General features: G+C 73.8%; 10 protein-coding genes and 1 tRNA gene. 7 read left to right on the top strand and 4 right to left on the bottom strand.

What is annotated here, in order from left to right; all coding sequences use genetic code 11:
• Nucleotides 1-2: 2 nt before the first annotated feature.
• The gene (locus V3T34_RS17205; protein ID WP_288582513.1) at nucleotides 3-314 is read right to left on the bottom strand and encodes a DUF2218 domain-containing protein; all 312 of its coding nucleotides are present in this window, start codon (nucleotides 312-314) and stop codon (nucleotides 3-5) included.
• Nucleotides 311-2,665, bottom strand: a complete 2,355-nt coding sequence (locus tag V3T34_RS17200) for a xanthine dehydrogenase family protein molybdopterin-binding subunit (protein WP_305079297.1) — start codon at nucleotides 2,663-2,665, stop codon at nucleotides 311-313. Before V3T34_RS17200 ends, V3T34_RS17205 begins: the two co-directional genes overlap by 4 nt.
• Nucleotides 2,666-2,817: 152 nt before the next feature.
• On the opposite strand from V3T34_RS17200, the gene V3T34_RS17195 reads away from it, so the two are divergent.
• The 6 genes from V3T34_RS17195 (at nucleotide 2,818) to V3T34_RS17170 (ending at nucleotide 11,924) form a co-directional block, all read left to right on the top strand.
• A complete protein-coding gene (locus V3T34_RS17195) occupies nucleotides 2,818-3,060 on the top strand; it encodes an acyl carrier protein (protein WP_305079298.1) in 243 nt (80 codons plus the stop codon).
• The gene (locus V3T34_RS17190; protein ID WP_305079299.1) at nucleotides 3,057-4,925 is read left to right on the top strand and encodes an HAD-IIIC family phosphatase; all 1,869 of its coding nucleotides are present in this window, start codon (nucleotides 3,057-3,059) and stop codon (nucleotides 4,923-4,925) included. Before V3T34_RS17195 ends, V3T34_RS17190 begins: the two co-directional genes overlap by 4 nt.
• A gap of 126 nt (nucleotides 4,926-5,051) precedes the next feature.
• The gene (locus V3T34_RS17185; RefSeq protein ID WP_305079300.1) at nucleotides 5,052-7,751 is read left to right on the top strand and encodes a heparinase II/III domain-containing protein; all 2,700 of its coding nucleotides are present in this window, start codon (nucleotides 5,052-5,054) and stop codon (nucleotides 7,749-7,751) included.
• 201 nt (nucleotides 7,752-7,952) lie between these two features.
• On the top strand, nucleotides 7,953-9,803 hold the full coding sequence (locus tag V3T34_RS17180; protein ID WP_305079301.1) for a glycoside hydrolase family 15 protein: 1,851 nt from the start codon (nucleotides 7,953-7,955) through the stop codon (nucleotides 9,801-9,803).
• Between the two features lie 228 nt (nucleotides 9,804-10,031).
• A complete protein-coding gene (locus V3T34_RS17175; RefSeq protein ID WP_305079302.1) occupies nucleotides 10,032-10,901 on the top strand; it encodes a TIGR02285 family protein in 870 nt (289 codons plus the stop codon).
• A 180-nt stretch (nucleotides 10,902-11,081) separates the two neighbouring features.
• The gene (locus V3T34_RS17170) at nucleotides 11,082-11,924 is read left to right on the top strand and encodes a transporter substrate-binding domain-containing protein (RefSeq protein WP_305079303.1); all 843 of its coding nucleotides are present in this window, start codon (nucleotides 11,082-11,084) and stop codon (nucleotides 11,922-11,924) included.
• 82 nt (nucleotides 11,925-12,006) lie between these two features.
• Here V3T34_RS17170 and V3T34_RS17165 read toward each other — a convergent pair whose 3' ends face one another.
• Nucleotides 12,007-12,246, bottom strand: a complete 240-nt coding sequence (locus V3T34_RS17165; protein ID WP_060847519.1) for a DUF6894 family protein — start codon at nucleotides 12,244-12,246, stop codon at nucleotides 12,007-12,009.
• A gap of 239 nt (nucleotides 12,247-12,485) precedes the next feature.
• Here V3T34_RS17165 and V3T34_RS17160 point away from each other — a divergent pair, with 239 nt between their 5' ends.
• Nucleotides 12,486-13,214: a hypothetical protein gene (locus tag V3T34_RS17160; RefSeq protein WP_305079304.1), complete on the top strand. Its 729-nt coding sequence runs from the start codon at nucleotides 12,486-12,488 to the stop codon at nucleotides 13,212-13,214.
• 200 nt (nucleotides 13,215-13,414) lie between these two features.
• Here the strand turns inward: V3T34_RS17160 and V3T34_RS17155 are convergent.
• Nucleotides 13,415-13,491: transfer RNA gene (locus V3T34_RS17155), tRNA-Met, on the bottom strand.
• Between the last annotated feature and the right edge of the window lie 3 nt (nucleotides 13,492-13,494).

Here is a 13,494-nt window from a genome sequence, read left to right as displayed (position 1 = left end):
TCTCACCCCACCCGCGTCCAGGCGATGCCGCCGAGATCCTCCCGGAAGGCGAAGCGGCCGAGGTGCTCGGCCACCACGCCCTGCATCCGGGTCAGCGTCTCCAGGTCCGGCGCCTCGACCCGCAGGGTCAGGCCCTCCGGGTCGGCTTCCGCCGTGAAGCGGCGGTCCTCTCCGAACGGCACGACGCCGCGCTCCGGCGTGAAGGTCGTCTCGGGGAACTTGTGGCTCCAGTGCTTGCACAGCTGGGTCAGGTAGCGGCTGCCGTTCTGCGTCTCGACGCGGGCTTGCGCCGCCAGGGTCACGGGCTCGCTCACGCGGAGGCTCCTTGCTGCAGCGCCGACCAGATCGCCTGCGGCGTCGCCGGCATGTTGATGTGGCGGATGCCGCGGGGCCGCAGGGCATCGACGAGGGCGTTCATCACCGAGGGCAGCGAGCCGGCGCACCCGGCCTCGCCGCAGCCCTTCACCCCGAGCGGGTTGGTGGTGGCGGGCACGGCGTGGCTCTCGAAGCCCATGAACGGCGCGTCGGAGGCCCGCGGCAGGCAGTAATCCATGAACGAGCCGGTCACGAGCTGGCCCTGCTCGTCATAGGCCGTGCGCTCCATCAGGGCCTGGCCGATGCCCTGCACGATGCCGCCATGGAGCTGGCCCTCGACCAGCATCGGGTTCACCAGCGTGCCGAAATCGTTGACGGTGGTGTAGCGCACGACCGTCGCGACGCCCGTCTCCGGGTCGACCTCGACCTCGGCGACGTGGCAGCCGTTGGGGAACGCCGAGGGCGATTCCTTGTGGGTGTGGGCGACGTCGAGGCTCCTGGGGGCGGCCGGGTCGGGAAGGCCCGCCCGCACCTTGGCGGCCAGTTCCAGGAGGCCGACGCCCCGGTCGGTCCCTGCGATGGTGAAGCGGCCGTCGTGGAACTCGATGTCGGCGGGGCCGGCCTCCAGCAGGGCGGCCGCGGCCTCGCGGCCCTGGGCGATCACGAGGTCGCCGGCCTCGACGAGCGCCGTGCCGCTCGCCATCAGCGATTTCGAGCCGCCGGTGCCGCCGCCGGCGATGAGCTGGTCGCTGTCGCCCTGGACGAGCCGGACGCGGTCGACCGGGATGCCGAGGCGGTCGTGCAGGATCTGGGCGAAGGGCGTGAGGTGGCCCTGGCCGTAATCGAGGGTGCCGGTGACGATCGTCACCGTGCCGTCGGCCTCGAAGCGGATGCCGCCCATCTCGTTGGTCGGCGGCGCGGTGATCTCCAGGTAGTCGCCGATGCCGATGCCGCGCAGGCGGCCGTTGGCCTCGCTCTCGGCGCGGCGGGCGGGAAAGCCGTCCCAGTCGGCGGCCTGGAGCGCCCGGTCGAGCACGGCCGGGAAGTCGCCGCTGTCGTAGGTGAGGCCGGACGGGGCCTTGTACGGCATGTCGGCCGGGCGGATGTGGTTGCGGCGGCGCAAGTCCACCCGGTCATGGCCGGTCTCGGCGGCGGCGGTGTCGATCAGCCGCTCGATGAAGTAGTTGCCCTCCGGCCGGCCGGCGCCGCGATAGGCGCCGATCGGCGTGGTGTTGGTGAAGAGGCACTCCACCGCCACGTCGAAGGCCGGGGTGCGGTACACGCCGACCATGTTGCGGGCGATGTTGACGGTCTGGAACAGCGGCGAGAGCGGGTTGAGGTAGCCGCCCATGTTGGCGCGGCCCCGGACCCGGAAGGCGAGGAAGTGTCCTTGCGCGTCGAGGGCCAGTTCCGCCGTCACCGCGACGTCGCGGCCGTGATGGTCGGACAGGAAGCTCTCGGAGCGCAGGTCGGTCCACTTCACCGGCCGGCCGAGGCGCTTCGATGCTTCGAGCAGCGGCAGGTACTCGGGGTAGACCGGGGCCTTCATGCCGAAGGAGCCGCCCACGTTGCCGGTCAGCACCCGCACCTTGTCGCGGGGCTGCTTCAGCACGCCGTCCGCCAGGGAGTTGCGCAGGCCGAACACCCCCTGCGAGCCGACATGCAGGGTGAAGCGCCCGCTCTCCGCCTCGTAGACGCCGATCGCCGACCGCGGCTCCATCGGGTTGATGACGAGGCGGTTGTTGACGAGGTCGAGGGAGGCGACGTGCGCGGCCTGCGCGAAGGCGGCTTCCGTCGCCGCTTGGTCGCCGGTGCGGAAGTCGAGGGCGAGGTTGCCGGGGGCGTCGTCGTGCAGGAGCGGAGCGCCCGCCGCGGCGGCCTCGTCCGGAGTGGTCACCACCGGCAAGTCCTCGATGTCGACGACCACCGCCTCCGCGGCGTCGCGGGCCTCGGCCAGCGTCTCGGCCACCACCAGGGCGACCGCCTCGCCGACGTAGCGCACCCGGTCGGTGCTGAGCGAGGCCTGGGGCGGCTTGCGCATCGGCGTGCCGTCCTGGTTCTTGAACGGCAGGCCGTTGCCGATCGCCCCGTAGCCGTCGAGGTCGGCGGCGGTGAGCACGGCCAGCACGCCCGGCAGGGCGCGGGCGGCCTCCGCGTCGATGCCCCGCAGGAGGCCGTGGGCGACCGGGCTTCGCACGAACACCCCGTAGGCCTGGCCGTCGAGGGCGAGGTCGTCGGTGTAGCGGCCCTCGCCCCGGACCAGCACCGGGTCCTCGGCCCGCCGCACGGGCTGGCCGATGCCGAATTTCTGCGGGCCGGCGAAGTCGCGGGCGTCGGGACGGGCGTTCATGCCGGTGCTCTCCGGAATTCTTGTCAGAGTCAGCTAGCAACTCGGCCATGGCATGCAAGACGCGGGCGGGCAGGCCACCCCGGCGCGCAGGGCACGGCTCGCGATGCGGTCGCGACCTGCGCTACATCCGGGGCGAACCGGAGAGCCCCGCCATGACCGAAGACGCCGCGCTCGCAGCCCTCGCCCTGCTCTTCGAAGACGTGTTCGGCGAGCCGGTGCCGCTCAGCCCCGGGCTCACCGCCGAGGACGTCGAGGGCTGGGACTCGACCCGGATGATCGAGCTCGTCATCGCGGTCGAGGCGCGCTTCGGCATCAAGCTCACCACCCGGGAGGTCGACGGGCTGGGAAGCGTCGGCGACCTCGCGGCGGTGATCGCCCGCAAGGCGCCGCGGTGACCGCCGACCTCGCCTGGCTGCCGCAGCCGCCGGCGGACTTCGCCGCCCGCCTCGCCGCGGCCGAGGCGCGGCCCGACCGGGAGGCCTGGGACGCGCTCGCGGACCTCGCCCGCACCCGCCTCGACCCGGCGCGCACCGCCCGGCTCGACCAGGTGCTGCAGCGACGCTTCCCGGAGACGTCGCCGGCCGGCCCGGCCTGGCGCCTCGCGCTGCTCGGCTCCTCGACGCTGTCGCATCTCGCCGCCGGTATCCGGGTCGGGGCCCTGCGCCGCGACCTGCGCGTGACGGTGCACGAGGGCGCCTACGGCCAGTCCGACCGGGAGGTCGACAGCGAGGCCCTGCACGCGCTCCGGCCCGACACCGTGCTGCTGGCCCTCGACGCCGACGCCCTCCTGGGACCGGCCGGGGACGTCGGCGCAGCCCTCGACCGGCTGAAATCGCTCTGGGCCCGGGCCCGGGCGGCGCATGGCTGCACGGTGATCCAGCAGACGCTGCTGCCGGCCGCGATCCCGCTGATGGGCGGCAACGAGCACCGCATGCCGGGCTCGCTCGCCGCCCGCACGGCGCGCCTCAACGCCGGCCTGCGGGACGCGGCCGTGGAGGAGGGCGTCGACCTCCTCGCCCTCGACGACGCGGTGGCGCGGCACGGGCTCGACGCCTGGCACGATCCCGCCCTGTGGCTGCGGGCCCGCCAGGCGGTGACGCCGGCCGCCGCCCCGCTCTACGGCGACCTCGTCGCCCGGCTCCTCGGGGCCCGCCTCGGCCGCTCGGCCAAGGCCCTGGTGCTCGACCTCGACGACACGCTGTGGGGCGGCACGGTCGGGGAGGAGGGGCTCGCCGGCCTGATCGTCGGGCAGGGGAGCGCCGCGGGCGAATCGTTCCTGGCGCTCCAGGCCCATGCCCGCGATCTGGCGCGCCGCGGCATCGTGCTGGCGGTCTGCTCGAAGAACGATCCCGAGGTGGCCCGGAGGCCGTTCCGCGAGCATCCCGACATGCTCCTGCGCCTCTCCGATTTCGGCGCCTTCGCGGCCAACTGGGACGACAAGGCGACCAACCTCCGGCGCATCGCCGCCGAGCTGCGCCTCGGCCTCGATTCCCTCGTCTTCGTCGACGACAACCCGTTCGAGCGCGCCCTGGTGCGCGAGCACCTGCCGATGGTGGCGGTGCCGGAGGTGCCCGACGAGCCGGCGCTGGTCGCCCGCTGCCTTGCCGATGCCGGCTACTTCGAGGCGGTGGCGCTGACGGCAGAGGATCGCGGGCGGGCGCAGGCTTACGCGCGCGACCGCGCCCGCCGGGACGAGGCGGGCGGGGGGACGACCGACCTTGCCGGCACGCTCGCGGGTACCCTTGCCGGCCTCGGGATGCGGCTGGCCTGGCGGAGCTTCGACGCCGTCGGGCTTCCCCGCATCGTCCAGCTCGTCAACAAGACCAACCAGTTCAACCTGACGACCCGGCGCCTGCGCGAGGCCGAGGCCGCCGCGCTGATAGACGATCCCGCGGTGCTGACGCTGCAGCTGCGCCTCGCCGACCGCCTCGCCGAGCACGGGATGATCGCCGTCGCGATCGGCCGGCTCGTCGGCCGGGACCTCGTGATCGAGACCTGGCTGATGAGCTGCCGGGTGCTCGGCCGGCGGGTGGAGGAGGGGATCCTGGCGATCCTCGCGGCGCAGGCGGCGGGCCGGGGCGCGCGCCGCCTCGTCGGCCTCTACCGGGCGAGTGGGCGCAACGGGATGGTGGCGGACCTCTACCCCCGCCTCGGCTTCACCCTCGCGCCACCGGAACCCGACGGGGCGGAACGCTGGGTCCTCGATCTCGCCGCCTACGCCCCGCCCACCGACCTGCCGATGACGCTGGGGACGTTCTGACGGGCTCCATCGCGTCCGAGACCGGACAGCGAGCGGTGCGCAGCGTGGCCCGGCGCCTTGACAGGCAGGGCCCGTCCCCGGCACTGGCCGGAGGTATCCCTTCCGCCCGCGGCCCTTCCTCGCCCCATGCTTCCGGCCCTGCTGCCCTCCGAGCCGGTGTTTCTCCCGGTCCAGGCCCGCTACGCGGGCGGCGCCGGGCCGGGCACGCACGAGGGCGAGCACGCGATCACCGCCAACAACCGCTGGTCGCGGGCGCTCCTGACCTTCCGCGACCTGCCGGCGGGGGCCTGGTGCTGCCTCGAGGCGCGGCTCGCCTGGTCGGCCGAGGAGGAGGGCGGGCTTGCCGCCGATTTCGTGCTCGCGGGCTTCGACTTCCTGGCCGGCGACGGGTCGAGCCTCGACGTCGAGCAGGTGCCGGGCCTGTCGCGCACCCTCCTCGATCCCCACAGCGCCTGGATCGCCGGGCCGGCCTGCCAGCCCGCCGGCAGCGAGCTCCTGCGCATGGCGCCGGTGCGGGTCGCCTTCGGCGTGCCGCCCCAGGCCCGCGGCCTCGTCCTCACGCTGCGCTCCTGGCGCAACACCGAGGGCGTGACCATCGCCGAGCCCTGCCTGCGCCCCGTGACGCCGCTGACGCCCGCGCCCTTCCGCAGCCGCAGGCTAGGGCCGAACCCCGTGCCGTCGCGCCACAGCCTGGTGCCGGGCCTCGGCCTCGTGGTGCGCGGGCAGCTCCACGCCTCGCGGGTGAAGGAGCACGCCGCGCGGGTGAGCCTCGTCTACCGCGACCGCGACGGGGCCGAGATCCCGCCGCCCTATCCGGGCACCGTCTCGGTCCCGGGCTCGGAGGAGGCGCCGGGCCTCGGCGCCAGCGTGAACCTGCCGGCCCAGCCGCAGGCGCGCCGCTTCACCCTGGACCTCGAACCGCCGCCGGGCGCCCACACCCTCGACCTCGCCTTCTGCACCTGGGAGGAGGAGGGCGAGGCCGGCCCCGCTGTCGCGCTGCTCGGCCCGCCCGAGGTGGCGCTCGAGGACGGATTCCGGCTCGAGAGCCTGTGCGGCGACGACCTCCTCGACGCGCCGGGCTTCCTCGCCCGGCTGTCGGCCCGGCTCGGCCGCGATCCGGGCGCCGAGGCGGCCTGGATCCCGGGCCCGGGCGAGGCCGGCGCCGCGGCGCTGCCGCTCGCCCGCGCGCGCCAGCTGCGCGGGGAGGGCGAGCGCCCGGTCGCCCTGCGGCCCGATGGCGGCCTCGTCCTGCGGCTCGCCGGCTGCCCCGACTGGGCCTTGCCCGACCGGCCGGACTTCGACGAGGACCCGTTCCGGGCCGCCCCCGTCCGCGCCGTGCCCTGGCGCCTCGCCTACCAGTCGTTGACGTGGCTCCTCGCCCTCGCCGAGCCGGCGCCGGGCCGGGCGCTCGGCCTCGCCCAGGCCTGGTCGCGGGCCAACCCGTGGGGCCAGCCGGCCGACCCCTTGAGCCTGCATCCGGGCGCGCTGCTTCCCCGGGCGGAGGTCTGGATCGGGCTCCTCGCCCTGCCGGGCGCCGGGGCCGCGGCGCCGGTCCTCACCGGCGAGGCGGTGCGCCACGGCTTCGCGCTCGCCGAGATCGTCGGGCAGAACACCTTCGGGCGGAGCCTCCACCAGCTCCAGGCCGCCGCCGCGCTGCTGGCCGTCGCCCGGGCGCTGCCGCGCCTGCCGCTCGCCGGCCACTGGGAGGCGCTCGCCCGCGAGAGCCTGCGCGACGGGGTGCCGGCCCTGCTGCCCGAGGACGGCCGCTTCGCCGAATCCTCGCTCCACCGCCGCCTCGACCTCGCCACCCTCGGCCACGCCCTGCGGGACGCCCTCGGGCCCGCCGCCCCCGGCCCCCTCGTCGCCGCCCGCACCGAGGCGGCGCTGGCCGAGCTCGCCGGCCTCCTCGATCCCGCCGGCCGGCTGCCGCCCTTCGGCGAGGTGTTTACGGGTGCCGACGAGGCCTCCTGGATCGCCCGGCTGCGCGGCACCGGCGGGCTGGTGGCGCAGCGCCCCGCCGCGGCCGGGCCCGCCACCGCCTCGACGATGCTCCTGCCCGACACCCTGACGGCTCGCCACGAGGCCGCCGGGCGGGGCTGGTCGCACTTCGCCTGCACCTTCGCCGAGACCTCGCCCCAGGGCCACGCCGATTGCAGCTCCTACGTCTACGCCGCCGGCTCGACCCGCTGGATCGTCGAGGCCGGCGGCTCGGAGCAGGTCGAGGCCGGGGCCTCGCGCCACTACCTGCTCTCGGCCCGCGCCCACAACGTCGCGGTGGTCGAGGGGCGCGAGCCGGTGGCCGGGTACGGCCTCCACCGCGGCAGCCTCGCCCTGCCGGGCGCCACCGCCCACGCGATCGAGACCACCGTGCACGGGCCGGGCTATCGCCATCTGCGGGTCTTCGTGCTGCCGCACGACCTCTCGGGCCTCGCGGTGATCGACCGCGTCACCGCCCTCGATCACGGCAGCCTGACGATCCGGGCCTTCGCCCACCTGGCGCCCGAGACCCTCGTCGCCGTCGAGGGAGCGCGCCGGGTGCAGGCCCGCCAGGCCGGCCGGCGCCTCGGCCTGGTGCCGTTCGCCATCGCGGGCCGGGTGGCGGGGCTCGAGGCGGCGATCGCCCGCGGCGACCGGCCCGGCACGATGCAGGGCTTCGTCGTCGGCCAGCCCGGGACGCTGGCCCCCGCCTGCACCCTGTCCTACGCGGTCGCGGGCCGCGGCACGGCCTGCGGCGGCCTGCTGATGGCGGTCGACGGCCCGGCCGAGGATTCGCTCGCCCGCATCCTGGCCCGGGACGAGCTGACGCGGTTCCTGATGCAGGCCTGAAGCCCCGGGACCCCGGCGCGCACGGTTGTCGGCGCCGCTTCATCCGCGGAAATATTTCCTCGTGCGGTCGGGAACACGGGGCGGGGTCTCACGGTCGTCCCGGCGACGCTGGGTCATGCCGGGCGCGGGAGGAGGGAAGCGGCTCGCCGGCCCCGGGCCCGCCCGGGCGGGCCAGCCCCCTCTCGCCCGAGCCCTTTCCCGATGCACGATCCGGACGCGCGGCCCTACCAGCCCATCGAGGCCTACGGGCTCGTCAGCAACTGCCACGGCTGCGCCCTCGTCGCCCGCGACGGCTCGATCGACTGGGCCTGCCTCGAGCGCTTCGACGCGGCCCCGGTCTTCTCGCGCCTCCTCGACCGCACACGCGGCGGCTTCTTCGCGCTCTCGCCCGACATCCCGTCCGAGAGCGCCCGGCTCTACCTGCCCGGCACCAACATCCTGGAGACCACCTTCACCTGCGCCACCGGAGCGGCGACCGTCCACGACGTGATGCTGGCCCCGGAGGCCGGGCGGACGCTGCCCTGTCTGGTGCGCCTCGTCTCCGGCGTCTCCGGCCGGGTGCCGATGCGGATGGTCTACCGGCCGCTCGCCGGCTTCTCCGAGACCTTTCCGACGCTGAGGGCGATCCCGGGCGGCGCCGGGGCCGATGGCCTGCCGGACCTGATCGCCGACCTGCCGCTCGCGATCGAGGGCGCCGAGGCGGTGGCGCTGTTCACGATCGAGCACGGGGACGAGCAGGCCTTCGCGCTCTATCCCGGCGGCGCGGGCGACGCCAAGACCCTGCGCCCCCGCGCCCTGATGGAGACGGCGCGCCGGGCCTGGGCCGGCTGGTCGGCCGGCGCCGCCTATGACGGGCCGCTCGCCGACCAGCTCCTGCGCAGCGCGCTCACCCTCAAGGCCCTGACCTACGCGCCGTCCGGCGCCATCGTGGCGGCGGCCACCACCTCGCTGCCGGAGGAGATCGGCGGCATCCGCAACTGGGACTACCGGTTCTGCTGGATCCGCGACGCCTGCCTGTCCTTCTACGTGCTGAAGAAATTCGGCATGGTGGCGGAGGCGGAAGCGTTCTTCCGCTTCGTCGGCACGCTCGCCGAGCGCGACGAGGGCGGCCTCAAGCCCCTCTACGCCATCGCCGGCGAGACCGACCTCACCGAGCACGAGGCGACGCATTTCGAGGGCTGGCGCGGCAGCGCCCCGGTCCGCTACGGCAACGAGGCCGCCGAGCAGCACCAGGGCGACGCCTACGGCCAGGTGCTCGACCTGCTCCACATGTACCGGAGCCTCGGCGGCACGATCCCCGGGGCGATGGAGCGCCAGGCGGTTCGCCTCGCCGACTTCGCCGCCGCCCACTGGCACGAGAAGGATGCCGGCCTGTGGGAGCCGCGGAAGCCCGAGGAGCACTACCTGCACGCCGCGATCATGAACTGGGTCGCGGTCGACCGCGCCATCCGGCTCTTCGGCGAGCGGCCGCACTGGTGCGAGGCGCGGGACGCCATCGTCGCCCGGGTCAACGGCGAGGGCGTGCATCCCCGCGACGGCTACTACCCGCAATATGTCGGCGCCGACGATCCCGACGCCGCGCTGCTCATCGCCCCGATGGTCGGCTTCCCGGTCGACGAGGCGGTCTTTTCCCGCACGGTCGAGGTGGTGATCGATCGCCTCGGCCACGGTCCGCTGGTCTATCGCTACCGCAACGACGACGGGCTGCCGGGCCACGAGGGCACCTTCCTGATCTGCGCCTTCTGGCTCGTCGACGCGCTGGCCTGGCTCGGCCGGACCGAGGAGGCGCAGACCCGCTTCGACGCCCTGCGGGCGCTCCAGAACGACCTCGGCCTCTACGCCGAGGAGGTAGCGGAGGACCGCACGTTCCTCGGCAACTTCCCGCAAGCCTTCAGCCACCTCGCCTTCATCCACAGCGCCCTCGTCCTCGACCTCGCCGCCCAGGGCGGGCGCACGGCGGTGGCCGGCACCTATGCCGACCGCACCCTGCGCGAAACCCGCTGGCGCCGGGTGCCGTGGATCGTGCCGCCGGAGGGGGAGGGGCAGGGGTAGGGGAAGCGGTTTCCCCGCCCGCCATGCCGCGGGGCAGGCGGAAGGACGGAGCGTTCCGCCGGCACGGCAGACCCGTGGCGACGGATCGTCCAAAGTCTGACACAAAGTCTTGATCGCAAGACTGCAGGCCGGCACCATCTTCAGACGATCGAGCGTGCGATTAACCCGATCTTGAAGGCGAGCCGCCATTCGTCGACGACGGGTCGATGGACGGCGTTGGTAGTCATCATGGGAAAGCGGCGCGGTCTCGCGGGTCTGCTGGTCGCGCTCGGACTCGCCCTTCCGGCCTCGGCACCGGCCGGGGACGTGCAGGTTACGCATCAAGCCACCAAGCAGATCACCTGGTCGCTCTACGACGCGCCGCCCTTCACGATCGTCGAGGGCGAGAACCGGGGCCGCGGCGTCTTCGACCGGATCCGCCAACTCCTGACCGCCCGGCTGCCGGACTACGCCGTCGCCCACGTCACGGTGCCGTTCCCGCGCATCGTCTCCGCGCTCAGGATCGGCGAGGAATGGTGCTTCGTCGGCGGGGTGAAGACGCCCGAGCGCGAGGCCTTCGCGGCGTTCTCGCGCCCGGTGGCGATGTTCTACCCGCTGCGGATCTTCGTCCCGGCCGCGAAGCGGGCGCAGTTCGAGGCGCTGGGTCCGCTGTCCCTGCGCAGCCTGCTCACGGAGCACCGCGCCTTGCGCACCAGCGTGCTGCGCGACCGCGCCATCGCGCCGGCGGTGGACGAGCTCTTCCGGCAGCATCCGCCGGGGCAGACCTACGCCCGCTTCGTCGAGGCCTACCGGATGCTGCGAAGCGACCGGCTCGACTACCTCGTCGATTTCTCCAGCATCGCGGCCTACAACGCCCGCCAGGTCGCCGAGCCGGGCGCCTTCGTCGGCCTGCCGTTCGTGGAGAGCCCGGAGCCGGTCTTCGCCCGGGTGATGTGCCCGGCCACGCCGTGGGGCCGCGAGGTGGTGGCGCGCATCGACGCCGTGCTGGAGACCGCGCGGCCGGGTCCGGACTACCGCGAGATCGTCGAGGCCTGGGCGGCCGAGGAGGACCAGCCGCGCATCCGCGCCGTCTACGACGCCTTCCTGGCGAGCGACTGAGCCGGAGCGCGAGCGTGCGGTCGGGGCGGGCTCGGCGTGGCGGTCAGACATTATGATTTTGCAAAGGCTCGCCATGCGAGATCGTCTTGCACTGACCGCGATCACGGACCTGTTTCACGTGATCTCGACGGCGCTGGCTGCATCGACCAAAGACCGGTCGAGGATTGTACGAGATACGTCATGGTGAAACGGTGCGGTCTTGCCGGTCTGTTCCTGGCGCTCGCGCTGGCCGGATCGGCGCGGGCCGAGGGCAAGCAGATCACCTGGTCGGTGTTCGGCGCGGCGCCGTACACGATCGTCGACGGCGAGAACCGCGACAACGGCATCTCCGACCGGATCCGCCGACTGCTGACCGCCCGCCTGACCGATTACAGCCATTTCACCATGCTCGTGCCGTTCCCACGCGTCCTCGCCTCGCTCAAGAGCGGCGAGGAGTGGTGCTTCGTCGGCGGTGTGAAGACGCCCGAGCGCGAGAGCTTCGCGGTGTTCTCGCGGCCAGTGGCGATGTTCTATCCCCTGCGCATCGTCGTACGCGCGGAGAACCGCGCCCGCTTCGAGGCCCTCGGCCCGCTCTCCCTGCAGAACCTGCTGACCGAGCATCGCTCGTTGCGCACGAGCGTGTTGCGCGACCGCGCCATCGCCCCGGCGGCCGATGCGCTGTTTCGCCAGTATCCGCCGAGCCAGACCTATTCGGAGTTCGGAGAGGCGTTCAGGATGCTGCTGAACGGCCGCCTCGACTACCTCGTCGAGTTCTCCAGCATCGCGACCTATCACGCCCAGGCGCTCGGGGCGCCGGATGCCTTCGTGGGCCTGCCGTTCGCGGAAGAGAACCAGGAACCGGTCTTTCCCCGGGTGATGTGTGCCGGCACCCCCTGGGGGCGCGAGGTGGTGGCCCGCATCGACGCGGTGCTGGCCGAGGAACGGGCGAGCCCGGCCTACCGGAGCATCGTCGAGGCCTGGGCGGCGGAGGCGGACCTGCCGCGTATCCGCGCCGTCTACGATTCGTTCCTGGCCAGCGACTGAACCGGGACGCCTCCGGGCATGGTTTGGCCGGGCGCACGCGCGGCGGAGCCGTCGGCTCCGCATCGCCGGGCACGGCGCACCGTCACGCCGCCAGTGCCGTCCCCTGCACGGCGAAGGGCTCGACCCAGACCTGGCGGCCGCCCAGGTCGTGCACGCTCACCCGCCATCCGGCCCCGTCGTCGCCCGGGTCGAGGCTGGCCATCGCCGCTGCGGCGACCTGCCGGGCGCGGCGGGCGAGGGCGCCCGGGCCGCGCACGAGGCTGCCCTCGGCGTCCAGGATGCATTCCGAGCCGTTGGTGCAATGGAAGCGGTAGCGCGTCATGCCGTCCCTCTCTCGTCGCCGGTCGCCCACGGTCGTTAATGTTCACTATATGTTCCGATATACCGATCCGCCAAGGGCCATGACGCGGTGTCGCAGGACGCCGCGCCGGCGGGCCGTATGCCGTCGGACGGCGGAATCGTGGCTGGGGACGGCTCGCCGCCGCCCGGGATTCCTGCCAGATTCCTTCCCGTTGCCGATGCACCGCATCGATCGCGACCTTCTTCCGGCGGGAGGCACCGTTGTCCGGCCTGTTCGATTCCATCCTGAACTGGCGGCTCCTGCCGGGGTCGCACGCCTTCCCGGGACCGGACGGCGGCACCTGCATCAACGAGGCGGCCGTGGTGGCGGCGGGGCTGCCCTACCGGGCGATCCGCTCCTCGGCGGATTGCCCGCCCTGCTTCTCCGTCCCGCTCGCGGCCTACGCGCTCGGCCTCAACGACGCGATGCCGGACGACGAGCGGCCGCGGCTGATGGCGTTCGTGCTCCGGCTCGCCGGCTCGGCCGACGACCCGGCTATCGAGGAGGCGCGCACGGCCCATCTCGTGCTGCAGGGCGTGCGCCGCCTGCTGCCGCCGGTGCTGGAACGGGCGGGGCTGGCGCAGCATGCCGCCGCCTGCCGGTCGGCGGGCGAGCTGGATCGGGCCGTGACGGTCGCCCGTCACGCCGCCTGGTCGGCCGGCTCCCTGGCTGAGGCCGCGGGCCGCAACGGCACTTGGGTACGGGGTGCCCGAGCGGCGGCAGCGGCCCGGGCCGCGCTGTTCGCCGCCGAGATCGACGCCCGCACGGCCGCCGATGCGGCGGAGGCGGCTGCCCTGTTCTGGCCCGGCGCCTGGGCCGAGGCCGTGACGATCCTCGACGAGGCCGCGTGCCTTGGCCGACAGGCCCCGGCCCTCGCCCCTGAGGAAGCCGGAATGCGGCTCGAGGCCGCGAAAACCCAGCGGCGTGCGCCGGCTCACGCCCCGGCGTGACTGCTGGAATCTCCTGGTCGCCTGAATGCGCGCGAATAGCTGCGCACTCATGAGGCCCACGGAAGCTCGGTCTTCCATTCGAACGCTGCACCGTAGGCGGGGAAACGCCAACGCCCGAAGATGATTCAGGTCGAGGGGGAGTGCGCCGCGAAAGACGAAAAACCCCGCCGGCTTCCGCCAGCGGGGTTTTTCGTGTGGTTTGGTTGCGGGGACAGGATTTGAACCTGTGACCTTCAGGTTATGAGCCTGACGAGCTACCGGGCTGCTCCACCCCGCGCCA

This window comes from Methylobacterium ajmalii (genome assembly GCF_036448855.1).
GTDB classification, from domain to species: domain Bacteria; phylum Pseudomonadota; class Alphaproteobacteria; order Rhizobiales; family Beijerinckiaceae; genus Methylobacterium; species Methylobacterium ajmalii.
The sequence above is the reverse complement of the archived record's forward strand: the minus strand, read 5'-3'. Positions and strand labels throughout refer to the sequence as shown.